The sequence below is a fragment of the Citrobacter sp. R-1.5.2 genome, assembly GCF_035064245.1.
Taxonomy (GTDB): Bacteria; Pseudomonadota; Gammaproteobacteria; order Enterobacterales; family Enterobacteriaceae; genus Citrobacter.
In genome coordinates this window covers 99582-115284 of record NZ_JASEYC010000008.1, presented here as the reverse complement: position 1 = coordinate 115284, position 15703 = coordinate 99582, and the positions used below count along the sequence as shown (strand labels likewise).

Below are 15703 nucleotides of genomic sequence, written 5' to 3'. Positions count from 1 at the left end.
TAATGATATAAACAGTATGTTTTTTGATCAAAAGAGTTATTTCTAATGCATTTTATAGTTACAGATAGTTTTGATTTATTTGCATGATGAATAATTTCTTTGCTGTTCAAAAAACAGCCACATCAATTTACCTCATCAATGTATATGGCTGAGAATTAACTTTAATTTGTTTGTTTTATGATGAACATCAATTAATTAAGGGTTAATACAATGTTTCAAATCGCATCGTTAAGACTATTCTCAATTCATACCCACTACGAGACTATCTCCTTTATCAATTTATTCATCAGAATAATTATCCTGGAGAGCTTCAAATGCGCCATAAGTCTCGTCGTACCTTGCTATCACAATGTATCATTTTATCCCTGACCTCTATTTCTGGTTATGCGTTAGCTGATTCGTCAATGGCCAGCAGTGGTAGTGATCCTGTGGTTAGTGGTTTGACTCAATATTCAACATCGGGTTATCACTATAACAGCGATACCACTGATGCAGTCATGACCGGAGGGCAAAGTAAGACTAATATTTACCTGACTGATAACTCCAGAAATAGCAACGGCCATCGGGGTGACAATGATACTCAATCATTGACAGTCAATGGTACGAATATGGACGGCTATTACATTCAGGCATATGATGGTGGAACAGCAAATATTATTCTAGAAAATGGTACGACTGCCGATATGATTGAGGCAGGTGGCCACGACGTCAGTACAAACGTTAATATTACCGTTGATAACTCAACATTAGCGGGTGAAAACAACGCCGACGATGCTAATTATATTAAGAACGATAAAAGCTACATGGGTGGCGCATCCATTTTCGCTGACTCTGGTTCAACTGAAGGCTCAAACGATATCGCGGTAGAAAACGGTAGCCAGCTGGGTGGTGCCATTTATAGCGTAACCGGGGGGAACAATACTATTGATGTCTCTGGTGGCAGTACCGTAAACGGTGCAATTTATGCGTTCAATAATACTACTTCTGGTCGCAACAACATTACGGTAGATGGCAGTACTGTTACTGTTGATGCAAACAATAGTACATTGCAGGGCTACTTCGAAGGTACTGCAGAGAATAACTATGCCGACAGCGTTTATGCAGGCAATAAAGACGCAGCAGAGATTAATGCGTCCCTTCAAGGACAGACCATTGCAATGGGTGTTTATGGGACACAGGCCTCCAATATTGCTCTAAATAATAGTACCGTAACCGGTTCTATTGCTGTTATTGGTGATAATTACTCCACAGCCTCCACAGCCCAGATCTCTCTGGATGGTAGCATCCTGAATGGCAGTATCAATTCCGCAGATGAAAACAGCACTACCGTTCAATTGAACGCTTCCACTGTAAACGGCAACATCACTACCGGCGCGGGTGATGATACGGTGACATTAACCAATAAATCGACAGTGACGGGTGATGTTGACGGTGGCGCAGGTACCGATACTCTTTCTATGGATGCTGACAGTTCTATTAACGGGACAATTAGCAATTTCGAAACCATCAATACGACAGACAACAACAATATCGATATTACTAGCACCGATAGCACCACCTGGAATATTCAGAATGGTTCTACATTACAGTCAGACACCACGGGCAGCAATGTACAGGTCAATATGACTTCTGACAGCCATGTTGATTTTGGTGAAGTTGACGGCACCAATGACAGCCTGACGGTGACCAGTATTGCTCCGTCCAGCGCAAGCCAGCAAGATGAGACGATTGCGACCTTCACGACCACCTCTGGTAACGCTGATAATCCTGACAGTGCCGTTGAAGCCCAGTTCAGCAATGGTAAACAGCAGGTCGAAAGCCGTAGCGGTGCGTACAACTACGACAACTCTCTGACTATTGAGCAAGCAGCACAGCTGAAGAGCGCCCGTCTTACCGCGCCTGCCGGAACGGCCTATAACGTCCAGCTCGACAGCTCTCGTGGGGAACTGGCCAGCGACGTACAGGGCGCGATTGCCGGTCTGGATGCTGCTAAACAAGCGGGCCGCATGGTGACCGACGACCTGGCTAACCGTCTGGATCAGGTACACCTGCAAAGCCTGTACGGCCACGTTGCAGACGGCGCGCAGATCTGGGGCGACTTCCTGTACCAGAATGGCGATTACAGCGATGACGTCGACTACAAAGACATCACCCAGGGCGTACAGGGCGGTGTTGACTGGACGTCTCGAATGGCAAACGGTGACAGCTTGACCGGAGGTATCGCGCTGGCCTGGACCCGCAGTCGCGACCAGAATAACAACGGCAGCTCAAACAGCTTTAACAATACCGTGTACGGCAACTACTACAGCGTGTACGGCGGCTGGCAGCAGGCGTTGCACGACAACCTGTGGAGCATGTTTGTTGATGGTAGCTTCAGCTACGGCGATATGCGCTACAACATGTCTGCCAGCAACGTCAAAGATAACACCAGCGGCATGACCGAAGCGCTGAGCGGCTCTTCTGACGGCAACCTGTACACCACTCAGGTTCGTACTGGTGTGAACGTACTGCTACCGGGCGATACCGTCCTTCAGCCATATGCTACCCTGGGCTGGGATAAGGCCGATGAAAACAGCTTCTCCGATCAGGAAGTCACCTTCGGCGACAACCAGGTTTCCGAATGGAATACCAGCGTCGGTATGCGCGTTACGACAAAACTGGCCGACCTCAACAAAAACGTCGAGCTGTACCCATGGGTGGATGCCCGCTACCAGACTGAGTTCAGCGATAATACCGATATTACTGCAGCGGATTATCACAACAGCGACGGTAACAACATGTCGATGGGGATCTTCGGTGCTGGTATCAACACCACCATCGGTAAAGATTTCTCACTCAACACCGGAGTGTACTTCGGTACGGGTGATGTAGATAACGATGCCAGCGTTCAGGCCGGTATCAGTTACCACTTCTAATCTATCCAGGAGTTTATTGCTCCTTTCAGCGGATGAACGAGTAAGCGTGACTTACACGTTCACCTTGTGCCGGATGGCGCTTGCGCTTATCCGGCCTACAATTCGCGCAAAAAATAAAGCCGCCGATCGGTTAATCAGCGGCTTTTTCTTTTATCAGCACTGACGTCAGAAGTTATATTTCACACCCAGCATACCGCGGGTATCGCTGTAGCCTTTGTCACCAACCTGTTGGGCCACGTTGCTCCACACGTTGAGGCGCGGGGTGATTTGGCCTTCAACACCCACTTTCAGCTCGCCGATATTTTTGGTGCCGCGCATGTCGTTGCTCACATCGTCCATTTTTACGCTGGTTGTCTGCGTGTTGTGGATCCAGTTGGCTTCCACGAACGGCTGAAACTCGCGAGATTTACCGTCATCGATGGCGTTATGGCCGTTGATATAGGCCTTCACACCCAGACGGGTCATCAGGTTACCATTAGTGTTGTCCTTCACGCGGGTACCGTTCGCTTCGCGGTGATTGTCGGCCTGCACGTCCATCCACACCACCTGCGCTTTTGGTTGCAGCCAGTAGCTATTGCGCTCACTTTCGCCCAGCTTGAAGCTATAACCGGCCTCGACCGAAGCGGTTATCCCGCTGGATTTATATTTCTCCGTCGCCTGCTCCTGGCCCATCACTTTGTTATCAAACCAGTTGTACAGCGCCCAGGTATCCACATAGGTACCTGACTTGTCTGCCTCATTGGCATACCAGGTGCCGTACAGTCCCACACTGTAGCCAGTAACCTGACCACGCGAATAGTAGCCTGTCAGGCTGGACTGCGTACGGCTCTGGCTGTTGGCATAACCGGCCATCGCGCCAATGTGCCAGCGATCAAGACCATCACTACTCCACTGTGCCAGGTCACCCCCCAACTGCATCACATAGCTGTTACTTTGGGTTTTTAGCTGCCCGCTACTCTCTTTGAAACGGGTATGGGCACCAACGTTACGCAGCCACAAACTGGTGACTTTTTTCTCGCCCGTCAGCATGTCGGTGTACTGTGTTTCGCCCAGGCGATCGTGCAGTCGGGTCATAAACAGCGTGTTAGCGGCATAGTTGTTCGCCAGATAGCTACCCGCTTCCGGGCGGTACTGCTGCTCTGTAACAGGAGGTGCAACAGGTTCTTCCGGTTCAGGAATAATCGGGTCCACAGGATCGACCGGGTCTGGGTCAACAGGATCAGGGTCATGCGGATCGACGGGGTCCGGGTCTTCCGGCTCCGGCGGAGCAGGAATAAAACTGGTCAGATACCAGTTGTTACCCTTCTGCACCACGTTATAGTCGTATGCGCCAGCAACAATACGGCCCGCCTTCTCAAAGGTAGCGTCAGAATTGCCCGCAACGTCGATTATCTCAATACCTTCAACGGTTTGCGCCCCGGCCCCACCAATGTTGTTTACTGCCACAAAAGCATTGCCTGTGGTGTTGCCAAGCACCTTCAACTTATCGGTTTCAGAGGTATCGTCATTCAAAACTGTGTTGAAAACCAGCTTACCGCCGTTCCCGGTGAAATCTTCATTAATAGTAAGCGTCTGCCACGGCTCACCGTCAGCATGGCCAAAGTTCACGACTGCTCCACCGTTCAGCGTCAGGTCAGTCAGCGTTGAGCTGTTGGTCATGTTCCAGGTTGCATCGCTCATTTTAAGCGAAATCACGCCCGTCCCGGCAGTAGCGCTGGTGATGTATGACGCCCCACTCCACAACGAGTTATCGGTCATGTTGAGCTTAATGGTACTGTTTTGCTGTGGCAGGCTGCTGGTTGCGGCAGTCGCGCCGGCGGCGTGAATATCGCCGTCGATAAGAAAACGTCCGCCAGCAGAACCATCCACAATGCCACCCGTTTCGGTGCTGATGGCATAGCTTTCGTTGCTGTTGTCGCCCGCCATGGTAATGGCGGCACCGCCTGCGAGGTTTATCGCGCCGCGTGAAGCTGCATACAGGCCGCGCGGGGCTTTGCTGTATGACGCCGCTTTCGCCGAATTGTTGACGTTGATTGTTGCATTTTCGCCGAGATTCACGGTCGCGTTGGTGGAATAGACCGCGTGTGCACTAACGCCGTTGACCGTAATCGTCGCGTTATTGCCCAGTTCCGTTTTCGACGATGAGGCGGCATAAATCCCAGTGGAGGAAGCACCCGACGTCTCGATGGTGGCGTCATTGCCAAGCAGGATCGAGGAACCGCTCTGCCCGGTGCGAAGACCTTCTGAACTGTCACCTGTCGTCACAATGTGTGCCCGGTCGCCGACCACAATGGTATTTTTGGCCTCCGTTACGTCTTTCATCGCGTTTGCTGTGATACCACGTCCCTGAGAACCGGTGGTTTGAATATACAGATCGTCGCCGACGTAAATGCTGGCCGAGCCTTTCCACCCCTGACTATAAGAGTTGTAACCGGCGTTAATACCGTCACCATCCTGACCGTCGACATAAATGCTGGTACGATCCCCGGTGATGATAAAGACCGGGTTATCCGGCGTATTGGCCCCGTGTGTGCGGATACCGTCAACTTCTTTACCATTATTGGCGGCATTCTTCGACTGCGTGCGAATCGTCAGGTCGTCACCGAAAATAACGCCCGGACTACCCGTTGTACTGTTCTGAATAACGGTAATAGAGTGCTCAAAAGCTTCAGCGCCGGGTCCATTAATCGTTAATCCATTGCCATAAACGGGAATAGTGCCCGCACTCCATTGGTAAACATAATTCGGCATAGCGCTGGTTTTTGCGAAATTCGCACCTGCCTGTGCGGGTATTATAGCCTGCAATTCCGGGGGTAGACTGCTCACCAGCCCGCTAGAAGGAAGACTATCAACGTCAACCCAGGCGGCATGGGTTGAAAATATCATTGAGGCCAACGCGGCTGATACCGATATGGCAAGACGTGAGTAATTCCTGGGGTTTGGCATAATAGCCTCCTGCTTTTGGGCGTAGAGCGTCCGTCACATCGCCATGATGTGAAAATAATAAAATGAAAATAGATTTATAAAATATTAGAAAGAATTTTATGAATACTTAGACCGAGCTTATCTTCAAGCCGAAGTTTATATACATATATTCTTTTAACATCTATATTGTCTATCTTGGTTATTTGCTGAATACTAATACCTGAAACAAATCGCTTGAGTAATATCATTTCCGTGTAGTTTAGTGAGCGTCCGCGTTTGCTATTGGCGAGATGGCCAGTAAACAGTCGGCGGATTTTCTGATGTTGGACATCCTCATCATCGTCAGAATAAATAATACCTTGTATTTTATTACTTTTTGCAAGCCAGTAATTGGCTAGCGGCGTCAGGATCCTGTCAGATATCAGCACGATATGCATACCACTTTGCGTCAGGCGATCCACCCAGTGCGGATCAGCAAACAGGCGCAAATTCGGGAATGAAAAATCAATAAAAATAAACCCATGAGATAAATAGTTCTGATTATTAAGCAGGAGTTTTTCGATAATTCCTGTTTTCAGAAAACGATTTCCCTCTGGCCAGATTGCAAAGGCGGCACGGTGACAGTACTGTGCCCGTACCGCAGCATCCGGAAATAATTGACAGGATAATTCACAGCTTATGCAACGAACACTCTGTAGCGGTTTTATCTTCATCAACGATGACCCCTGCTATTTTTCCCTAAATATTTCATTTGTAAATAAATGTGTCAATCCAACACATTGTGAGTTCCATGTCAGTTAATAACAGTGAGTCATTAGAAATGTTATAAACTCCTGAGGAGTAAATTAACATTGGCTATAAATAACATGATACAGCGTAGTATTCCGACGTTTTATATCGGATTATTCGCCAGTTCATTAGGATTTTTATGCATAAACCCGGACTATAGGATAAATCCGAATATAGCACTATTTGCTAAAATACAACCTTAATGAACGATACTTATTAATAACACAATTCTGATAACTCAATCACCCATGTGATGCTGGGGATAAATATAATTGTCATTCAGATAAAACTGTAATGAATTCTTATTATTTCACCTTAGCTAATTCTCACCTAAGAAATAATATCGATAACTATTTGTATTTAAAGGGTTTTAATGATTAACAAAAAATTCTTATCCTCGATCATGTACAAAGATAGAGGCGCGCTATCAATTTGCATGTAGTATTAAAAGGTGCACTACAGCACCCCGTGGTACGTTACGTGACAGAGGGCCGGGCAATTGTACCTTATCAATCAGTTGGTCGAATTCAATCCTGATAACAAAAGTCTGGTCAACCGGCAGACCGGGCATGCAATTCAACTGCAACTTCCTGCCTCGCTGTGTTTTCTCTATTTAATTACTCACGCGAGTGACATTGTTTCTCAGAACACGCTGATAAAAGTAGGCTGGGGAGAGAGAAATAATGTCACGACGACCAATACCCTCTACCAGGCTATTCTGACACTACGTAATGCATTGGCGGATGTCGGGTTGCCCCGTGATACGGTGAAAACTATTTCCCGCCGCGGACTTACATTGAATGAAAATACGCAGGTAGAGACAATTACGCTTTCTCCTGGTGATGTTTCTTTGTCAGCCAGTATTCCAGGACATGACGACCCTGAGGTAATACTCCCCCCGGCACAGACAACGCAGGTCGCCTGGTGGAATCTTTTATTTACCGCCAGCGCGGTTATCGTCATCCTGATTATCTGGCTGGTGTGGTATCAGACGCGCCCGACCATGCCGTTTAACAATTTTGTGTCCATCTCTATGCAGATTCCATCGCGTCAGAACTGCAAAATTTATTATTCACCAAATGAGCAAGATCACGAGGGCTATTTCAGCCTGATGCAGTTACATCCCGAGCTCTGTGAAAAAAACAAACATGTGTTTCTTACCGGTTACCGTAAAACAGAAAGAGTAGTGGCATTTGTATGCGATAAAGATGCGCGGGTAGATGCTCGCGCATTTTGTACCACCCATTACTACTGGATGCACGAGACAAGAAATGAAAAAAACACGTAATCGGACCCTGCTCGTAGCCGTGCTGGTCGTGATGTTCGGTTCAGGTGCCTGGTTATGGCATTCGCGGTATGCTGACCAGCCACTGAATTGTGTGGGAAACGTTGAATGGAATATTGGCAACAAGCGTTTTACCGGCACAGTATCGTTTCGCATGCGCAATGATGAAGGGCTGGCGACCATCACCGGAAAGTTATATGGGCATAACACCACGGATATCAGCAGAAACATTTATTTTAGCTATACCCGGCAGCACGATGCGCGATTACTGCAGGCGATGCAGGTCGTAAAAACCTTCGCTGACACAGCAGATGAGGCCGATATCAACAATACTCTGCCAGGGTTTTATCGCCAGACCGGACGGAGTCTGAGCCTGGTGATGGAGGAATATAAAGGCGCATGGATTTTTGCGAGTTCAAGTGTTCCCTCACTGTACTGCCGCAAAAAGTAACATCAGATTCAGATACAAAAAATACAGTTTCTCCGTGGTGATGCATATTTGTCATCATTGACTTACGAGACATGTGTCACTGAATCCACCAATAACCCATTGCTATTCTTTCCCCCGAATCAGGAAACCTCCTGAATACCTTGATATTCATTGCGTAATAATTAAGCGAAATGGACGCGTTATTTCGTCCCAAAGACTTCAACAGACCAATGGATATTTGGAGAAAACGTGGGCAGGGACGTTTATCTCTCCGGCGAGCAATGTCTGACTATTCAGACGTTATTGCATTTCAGGAAACAATGTGTTTCCGATGTATTTATGGCGTACTTATTGAGGGATATTTAATGTTTACGTTTAAAAAGTGCCTGATTGCACTTTCTATTAACCTGGCTGTCGTTTCATCGGGTTTTGCCTGTACAACCCTGCTGGTTGGCAATGAAGCATCAGCGGACGGATCGATGTTGGTTGCCCGTAGTGCCGACAGTGATGCCCTGAAAGCTCAACATTTTGTCATTCATCCGGCCAAACAGAATCAGACCGGTGTTTACAGCACCAAAGCGCATAATGGCGCAAATGATTTTACCTGGCCCCTGCCGAAAAACTCCCTGCGTTATACCACCGTTCCTAACTGGAAAACCCAACTGCACGGCGCAACCGGGTTTAACGAACTGGGTGTTGGCGTAAGCGGTACAGAATCTATTTTTGCCTCGCCAAAAGCACTGGCAGTCGATCCGTACGTTGAGGATAAAGGGATCACCGAAGACGATATCCCGGATATTCTGCTGTCACAGAGTAAAACCGCACGGGAAGCCGTAGCACTGCTCGGCCATATCGTTGAAACCGCCGGTGCAGGTGAAGGCTTTGGGGTCGCCGTCGTGGATGATAACGAAATCTGGTATCTGGAGACCGGTAGCGGCCACCAGTGGATGGCGCAGCGTCTGCCCAACAATCAGTACTTTGCTACCGGTAATCAGGGACGTTTACAGGATTATGATCCTAAAAACCCGGACATGATGGCATCGAAAAACCTGGTTGAGTTCGCCACTGAAAAAGGTCTTTACGATCAGGCAAAAGATGGCAAATTCAACTTCTCCAAAGTCTATACCCGTGATGATGAACGCGACCGTAACTATAACGATCCCCGTGTCTGGACCATCCAGAAAGCGTTCAATCCTTCTGTAAAACAGGATATGGCTAACGGTCGTGAATTCCCGGTCTTCATGACGCCAGAGAAGAAAATGACGCTGGATGATGTGAAGGCGGTACTGCGTAATCACTATGAAGGCACCAGCCATGACCCCTATACCAACGGCCTGAACGGGAAAGAGCCGTGGCGCCCTGTCAGCGTGTTCCGTACCTACGAGGCACACGTCATGCAGGTACGTCCGTGGTTGCCAAAAGAGATTGGTGAAACGACTTATATCGGTTTGGGTATGGCCGATCTCACCGCTTTCGTTCCGTACTACAGCGGTCTGAAAGCCTATCCGGCCAACTATACGATGGGTACAGATAAGGCGGACGATCAGTCTATTTACTGGAAATATCGTAAATTGCAGACGCTGACGATGACCGATTATCCGAAGCTCGCGCCAATCGTTAAAAAAGCCTACAAAGCGTGGGAAGATAAAGTTGCGAAGGAGCAAAAAGAGGTCGAAGCAGAATATTTGAAGATGGCGAAAACTGATAAGCCTGCTGCGGATAAGATGCTGAATGACTTCAACTTGCGCATCATGGCCGATGCTGAGAAGCTGACGGAAGACCTGACCAATCAGCTGTTCACCCTCCGCACCAAAGACATTCAGTCTGATATTTTCTTTGCTAACGCCGCGAAGAAAGACTGAGTCACGACGCGATAATAGGCTGGCGCAAAGCGCGTATTAGCGTTGCGCCAGCATTTCACACCGCGCCTTTACCGCCTCGTGCAACAGGCGCACCGCCGTTGAAAGCTGCTTCCGATGCGGGCATATCATATTCAGTGGGACTTTTTCTCCCTGATAATCCGGCATCAGCAGTTGTAATCGACCGTCACGCACATCTTCACTCACATCCAGCCACGACTTGTACGCTATCCCCTCGCCGGCAATCGCCAGTCGGCGGATCACTTCAGCATCGTCGCTCATAATGGTGCCGTTGACTTGCACACTGCTCACCTCACCGTTGCGCGTAAACGTCCAGCGATCGTGCAGCCGCCCACGCAATACAAAGGTCATGGCATTCAGTTGTGCTAAATCATCCGGACATTGCGGCTCACCGTTTTGCAAAACCCACTCCGGAGAAGCCACCAGCACACGTCGGTTACCCGGTGCAACGGGCAGCGCGATGTAAGACGCATCTTCTGTATTGCCGTAGCGAAACGCGACATCGACGGGGTCTTTAAAGACATCCGTGACCTGATCGGAGAAAAAGATCCGCAGACGCAGCGCAGGATAACGGCGTCGAAATGACTGAAAAACCGGCAGCAACAAATTCCGCCCGAGATCGGAAGGAACGGCTATTTGCAGCGTGCCTGAAATTTCATCTTCCGGCGTCTGGATTTTTTGTAACCCGGCATGCATCACATCCAACATCTGGCGGGCATAGGGCAACCAAACCTCGCCTTCCGGCGTCAGCCGCAGACTGCGTGTGGAACGGGCAAACAAGCGGATGGTGAGCGTGGATTCCAGACGCTTGATGGCAGAACTGACCTGAGCGGGCTGGACGCCAGCTTCGCGTGCGGCATCGCTAAAGCTATTCAGCGCCGCGGCGCGGACAAACAACGTGAGATCTTCAAGCCGGAACATTTTCACTCCCCGAGTATAAGTCCTGTCGCCGTGGGGCTATTTTTCCCGTTCTGTTGCCGGTTTACCATCGAATTATTCAACTGATTCCTGTAACCGGAGAGACCATGAAAGCCATCGCCATTACTCGCGCCGCAACCCACGGCAACAACATTGAGTTTTTACACGAGATAGATCTGCCTGTTCCGGTCGCCACTGGGCATGACCTGCTGGTTGAAGTGAAAGCGATTTCCGTCAATCCAGTCGATACCAAAGTTCGCGAAGGTTTCAATGCGGACGTGCCGCGCGTGCTGGGCTGGGACGCTGTGGGTGTCGTGAAATCCGTCGGTGAAGCGGTGACATTATTCTCACCAGGTGATGAAGTCTGGTATGCCGGTGCGCTGGGTCGCGCCGGGAGTAACAGCGAATTTCAACTGGTTGATGAGCGCATTACCGCGCTGAAGCCGCAATCACTGGATAACGCATCTGCCGCAGCCCTGCCGCTGACCGCGATTACCGCATGGGAAATGCTGTTCGATCGCCTCGGCGTAGAGGAAGGTGGCAATGAGAATGATGTTTTATTGATTGTTGGCGCTGCTGGCGGCGTCGGCTCCATTTTGACTCAACTGGCCAGTAAGCTGACGAAAATGACCGTGATCGGCACAGCATCACGCGCGGAAAGCCAGAAATGGGTCCGTGAAGCGGGTGCGCACCATGTGATTGATCACAGTAAACCGTTAACGGATGAGCTGGCGCGGATAGGAATCAAGGAGGTAACACACGTTGCCAGCCTGAATAATACCGAGCAGCACTACCAGCAAATCATTGATGCACTGGCTCCGCAGGGAAAACTGGCGTTGATCGATGATCCGCAAACGCTGGATGCACGTCCGCTAAAAGCCAAAAGTATTTCGCTGCACTGGGAATTTATGTTCACCCGTTCGATGTTTACCACCCACGACATCATTGCACAGCACCAGTTATTAACGCGTGTAGCAAAGCTTATCGACAGCAACGTGATCCGCACGACACTGGGCAAACATTTTGGCGCTATCACGGCGGAAAATGTGCAAAAAGCGCATGCACAAATTGAAACGGGTCGTTCAGTTGGCAAGATTGTGTTGGAGGGGTTTTAGAATGTCAGATGCTGAAATTATTTCCATTATTGCGGTACTGAAAGCCAAACCAGGGAAAACCAACGCACTAAAACAGGCGTTAAAAGCGCTGTTACTCCCCACTCGTCGGGAGCCGGGAAATATTGAGTATGACCTGTTCCAGTTGCGCGACACACCGGATGTTTTTTACGTGCGTGAGTCCTGGCGCGGTCAGGCCGGTTTGGACGACCATATCGCCCTACCACATTTTCAATCATTCATTCTGCAAATGAATGACCTTCTGGCTGAACCGTTACGGCTGGATTATCTGACCCCGATTGAGCCGTAATATTAATACCATGCTCCCCTGCGGTTTGGGGAGCACAACAAATACCAACCTGAGGATTTACTTAACACAAGAATAACAGGACAAAAAATAGATATGCTCATTAGCCTCTAAAAAACAGTGGCTTTCATCACAAAGTTAACATTGAATGTATATCGTTAATATTCATTCTATTTCACAATAATAATGATCATATAAAGATATATCAATCAGAAACATCCGCCAAATTCTCGCCCTTTACTTCCGGTGCATACCATAAAAAAAGATGAATACAGAAATATTATTTCATAATAACAAGCATTGTTATTTTAATGGGGTGGGAGGAAATTAAGTTCACTAAGGAAATTCTGATAAAGATAACTTTAGCCCCCTGAAATTAACCATGATGATGTCAATAATGGTTAATTAGCTGTAGAGCAAAATGGATATCGCCCAGGCGATTATAGACTTTACTGCGGGTTAGATAACCCGCAAAAAGCAACAACAAGGAATGGATCATGTCTACACCCGCGAATTTTAATGGCCAACGCCCAGTGATTGATGTCAATGACGCAGTTATGTTGCTTATCGATCATCAAAGCGGCCTGTTCCAGACCGTTGGCGATATGCCAATGACTGAACTGCGTGCAAGGGCAACGGCTCTGGCAAAAATCGCCACCTTATGCAAAATGCCGGTGATCACCACCGCTTCTGTGCCGCAGGGGCCAAATGGTCCGCTTATTCCGGAAATTCATGAAAACGCACCTCATGCTCATTATGTCGCGCGCAAAGGTGAAATTAACGCCTGGGATAACAAAGAGTTTGTTGCGGCGGTAAAAGCGACAGGTCGTAAAACACTGATTATTGCCGGTACCATCACCAGTGTATGCATGGCATTCCCGGCCATTAGTGCGGTAGCTGAAGGTTTTAAAGTCTTTGCAGTCATCGATGCTTCCGGCACTTACAGCAAAATGGCGCAGGAGATCACCATGGCCCGCGTCGTACAGGCTGGCGTTGTGCCGATGGATACTGCCGCGGTTGCGTCCGAACTACAGAAAACCTGGAATCGGGAAGATGCAGCGGAATGGGCTGAAGTCTATACCAAAATCTTCCCGGCTTATCAGTTGCTGATTGAAAGCTATACCAAAGCCCAGGATGTCGTGAAAAATAACGAACTGCTGGACTCTCAGCGCGCTTAACTTTTTCCTTCTTTCACAAACGCCTGTTTAGTATAAGCAGGCGTTTTGTCATATGCGGCATCAACCCCTGTCAGCCATTACGTCCAGCCATAACACCCCCATCGACATCCCAGATGGCGCCAGTCACCCATTGCGTTTTGTCTGACAACAGGAACGCGACGGATTCAGCCACATCACGCGGCGTACCGACCCGACCAATCGGATGGAAGCTGTCAAAGCTACTCATCACACCTTGTACGTCTTCTTTCGGGATAAATCCTTCGTAGATAGGTGTATGCACGACGGCTGGCGAAACGGCGTTGACGCGAATACCGTGAGAGCCCAGTTCGATAGCCAGATTTTTGGTCAGAGCATGCAGACCCGCTTTTGCCATTGAGTACGCTGAAGAAGGCGTTGCGCCAATCGCCTGTTGTGCCCACATCGAACCAATATTCACGATGGCCCCCTGGATGTTAGCCGCCACCATATTTCGCACGACATCGCGGGTGATAAAAAATGTCGCACGGTTGAGGCTCATGTACAGTTCATAATCTTCAATGCCATGCTCAGTAAACGGTTTGGGGAAGAAGACCCCGGCCGCATTCACCAGCAGGTTAATGTCTTTGTGCTCGGCGTTCACCGTTGCCATTACCTGCTTCATTCCGGCGTCTGACATCAGATCCGCCACAATGACCGCCACATCACCCAGCGCCGCCAGTGCCTGACGGGCCCGTTCCGCTTTCTCGGCACGATTGCCAACCAGTACCACGCGGCCACCCCCCTGAAGGATCAGCTTCGCGGTTTCAAATCCGATACCACTGGTGCCACCCACCACTAACAGTTTTTTTCCGGCAAATAATGCGTTCATCGCTAACCTCATTTAAAGAGTGTGTTGATGCACTAAAGATGCCAGCTGGCGGCGGTACTGACGAATGAGAAGAAATAGCGTATCAAGAAAGAAAATCTATCTTGCTGGCGTATACTCAGAACACTCAACGAGAAGGGAAAATGGCAAATGCGTTCACTCAACCGGCTAAAATGGTTACATGCTTTTGAAGCCACCGCCCGTCATGGCAGCTTTACCGGCGCAGCGCAGGAATTGGGGGTGACGCCTGCGGCCGTTGGTCAATTGGTTCGCGCGCTGGAAGATTGGGTAGGCCATCCGCTGCTGCATCGTACCCGTTCAGGCAAAGAACGTCTTACGTTGGTCAGCGAAGCACAGGAGGCGTTGCGCGAGATAACACAGGGACTGGATAACCTGGAATCCGGATTAAATAAACTTCGCGGTCGGCGGTCGCGTTCTGTGGTGATCATCACAGCCTCTCAGGTACTGGTGATGAACTGGCTGATGAGCCGTCTCAACCGTTTTTCACAGGCACATGAAAATATTGAGCTACGCCTGAACGTGACGGAAAAGCTGATGGATGTCGCCCACGGCGAAGCCGATCTGGGGGTACGCTGCGGAAAGGGTGACTGGCCGGGGGTGAACAAAACCTGGCTCATGGATGAAGAAGCCGTTCTGGTCTGCAGTCCACGAATGGTACCGGCAGATAAAATATCCTGTGGTGAATGGCTGGCGGCACAGAAGCTGATCCATGATGATACTCCCCATCCCGGTGCCAATTTCCCCGCCTGGAGCGATGTCCTGTCTGCCACCCATGCACCAGCCGTTCGCGATAACGGGCTGCATATCAACTCTACCTCAGCAGTTATTCTGGCAGCGCTCAGCGGCCAGGGTGTGGCTATCGTGCGCCGTGCTCTGGTGCAACAACTGCTCACTGACGGGCAACTGGTTCAGCTTCACCCCAACACCTGCTGGCCCCTGGCGTGGTCTTACTACATCGTCACTCCACAGCACACAACCATGCGCCCGGAGGTGAAAGTATTTAATGACTGGCTGATTGCGGATGTGCTGGCGGAGATCAATCCCTTCTCTGCTATGATACCTGCACACAAATAAGACAAAACAACATGCAGAGGAAAAG

The 15703-nt window shown here is 49.3% G+C and carries 12 protein-coding genes; 8 read left to right on the top strand and 4 right to left on the bottom strand.

The genetic code is table 11. From position 1 onward, the window contains the following. The first annotated feature begins 314 nt into the window (after positions 1-314). On the top strand, positions 315-2915 hold the full coding sequence (locus QMN38_RS15685; protein WP_323605321.1) for an autotransporter domain-containing protein: 2601 nt from the start codon (positions 315-317) through the stop codon (positions 2913-2915). 165 nt (positions 2916-3080) lie between these two features. Here QMN38_RS15685 and QMN38_RS15680 read toward each other — a convergent pair whose 3' ends face one another. Both QMN38_RS15680 and QMN38_RS15675 read right to left on the bottom strand, forming a co-directional pair. After that, positions 3081-5861 (bottom strand): autotransporter outer membrane beta-barrel domain-containing protein, encoded by a 2781-nt coding sequence (locus tag QMN38_RS15680; protein WP_323605320.1) that lies wholly within the window; start codon positions 5859-5861, stop codon positions 3081-3083. Positions 5862-5935: 74 nt separating this feature from the next. After that, positions 5936-6553 carry a helix-turn-helix transcriptional regulator gene (locus QMN38_RS15675; RefSeq protein ID WP_271455751.1) on the bottom strand — a complete coding sequence of 206 codons (618 nt, stop codon included), beginning with the start codon at positions 6551-6553 and terminating at the stop codon, positions 5936-5938. Positions 6554-7128: 575 nt separating this feature from the next. On the opposite strand from QMN38_RS15675, the gene QMN38_RS15670 reads away from it, so the two are divergent. From QMN38_RS15670 to QMN38_RS15660, 3 genes are all read left to right on the top strand, one after another. Beyond that, on the top strand, positions 7129-7917 hold the full coding sequence (locus QMN38_RS15670) for a winged helix-turn-helix domain-containing protein (RefSeq protein ID WP_323605319.1): 789 nt from the start codon (positions 7129-7131) through the stop codon (positions 7915-7917). After that, positions 7901-8365, top strand: coding sequence for an HlyD family secretion protein (locus QMN38_RS15665; RefSeq protein WP_271442793.1), 465 nt, complete (start codon positions 7901-7903; stop codon positions 8363-8365). Before QMN38_RS15670 ends, QMN38_RS15665 begins: the two co-directional genes overlap by 17 nt. 344 nt (positions 8366-8709) lie before the next feature. Then, the gene (locus QMN38_RS15660) at positions 8710-10206 is read left to right on the top strand and encodes a C69 family dipeptidase (RefSeq protein WP_271449768.1); all 1497 of its coding nucleotides are present in this window, start codon (positions 8710-8712) and stop codon (positions 10204-10206) included. Positions 10207-10242: 36 nt separating this feature from the next. Here the strand turns inward: QMN38_RS15660 and QMN38_RS15655 are convergent, their stop codons facing one another. After that, entirely contained in the window at positions 10243-11145 is a 903-nt protein-coding gene (locus QMN38_RS15655) for a LysR family transcriptional regulator (protein WP_271442791.1), read from the bottom strand. Positions 11146-11249: 104 nt separating this feature from the next. On the opposite strand from QMN38_RS15655, the gene QMN38_RS15650 reads away from it, so the two are divergent. The 3 genes from QMN38_RS15650 to QMN38_RS15640 all read left to right on the top strand — a co-directional run bounded on the left by QMN38_RS15650 (position 11250) and on the right by QMN38_RS15640 (position 13739). Next, entirely contained in the window at positions 11250-12257 is a 1008-nt protein-coding gene (locus QMN38_RS15650) for a zinc-binding alcohol dehydrogenase family protein (RefSeq protein WP_271442790.1), read from the top strand. Positions 12258-12273: 16 nt separating this feature from the next. After that, complete coding sequence (locus QMN38_RS15645) at positions 12274-12564, top strand: putative quinol monooxygenase (RefSeq protein WP_271449771.1); 291 nt, start codon at positions 12274-12276, stop codon at positions 12562-12564. Positions 12565-13058: 494 nt separating this feature from the next. After that, complete coding sequence (locus tag QMN38_RS15640; RefSeq protein ID WP_202037376.1) at positions 13059-13739, top strand: hydrolase; 681 nt, start codon at positions 13059-13061, stop codon at positions 13737-13739. A 70-nt stretch (positions 13740-13809) separates the two neighbouring features. Here the strand turns inward: QMN38_RS15640 and QMN38_RS15635 are convergent, their stop codons facing one another. Continuing rightward, complete coding sequence (locus tag QMN38_RS15635) at positions 13810-14586, bottom strand: SDR family NAD(P)-dependent oxidoreductase (protein WP_323605318.1); 777 nt, start codon at positions 14584-14586, stop codon at positions 13810-13812. A gap of 147 nt (positions 14587-14733) precedes the next feature. On the opposite strand from QMN38_RS15635, the gene QMN38_RS15630 reads away from it, so the two are divergent. Further along, on the top strand, positions 14734-15678 hold the full coding sequence (locus QMN38_RS15630) for a LysR substrate-binding domain-containing protein (RefSeq protein WP_323605317.1): 945 nt from the start codon (positions 14734-14736) through the stop codon (positions 15676-15678). Positions 15679-15703 lie beyond the last annotated feature (25 nt).

Bases quoted from the DNA above. Each gene is read 5' to 3' on its own strand.
- QMN38_RS15665 (WP_271442793.1), top strand. From the start codon at position 7,901: ATGAAAAAAACACGTAATCGGACCCTGCTCGTAGCCGTGCTGGTCGTG.
- QMN38_RS15675 (WP_271455751.1), bottom strand. From the start codon at position 6,553: ATGAAGATAAAACCGCTACAGAGTGTTCGTTGCATAAGCTGTGAATTA.
- QMN38_RS15630 (WP_323605317.1), top strand. From the start codon at position 14,734: ATGCGTTCACTCAACCGGCTAAAATGGTTACATGCTTTTGAAGCCACC.
- QMN38_RS15650 (WP_271442790.1), top strand. From the start codon at position 11,250: ATGAAAGCCATCGCCATTACTCGCGCCGCAACCCACGGCAACAACATT.
- QMN38_RS15660 (WP_271449768.1), top strand. From the start codon at position 8,710: ATGTTTACGTTTAAAAAGTGCCTGATTGCACTTTCTATTAACCTGGCT.
- QMN38_RS15635 (WP_323605318.1), bottom strand. From the start codon at position 14,586: ATGAACGCATTATTTGCCGGAAAAAAACTGTTAGTGGTGGGTGGCACC.
- QMN38_RS15655 (WP_271442791.1), bottom strand. From the start codon at position 11,145: ATGTTCCGGCTTGAAGATCTCACGTTGTTTGTCCGCGCCGCGGCGCTG.
- QMN38_RS15680 (WP_323605320.1), bottom strand. From the start codon at position 5,861: ATGCCAAACCCCAGGAATTACTCACGTCTTGCCATATCGGTATCAGCC.
- QMN38_RS15685 (WP_323605321.1), top strand. From the start codon at position 315: ATGCGCCATAAGTCTCGTCGTACCTTGCTATCACAATGTATCATTTTA.
- QMN38_RS15640 (WP_202037376.1), top strand. From the start codon at position 13,059: ATGTCTACACCCGCGAATTTTAATGGCCAACGCCCAGTGATTGATGTC.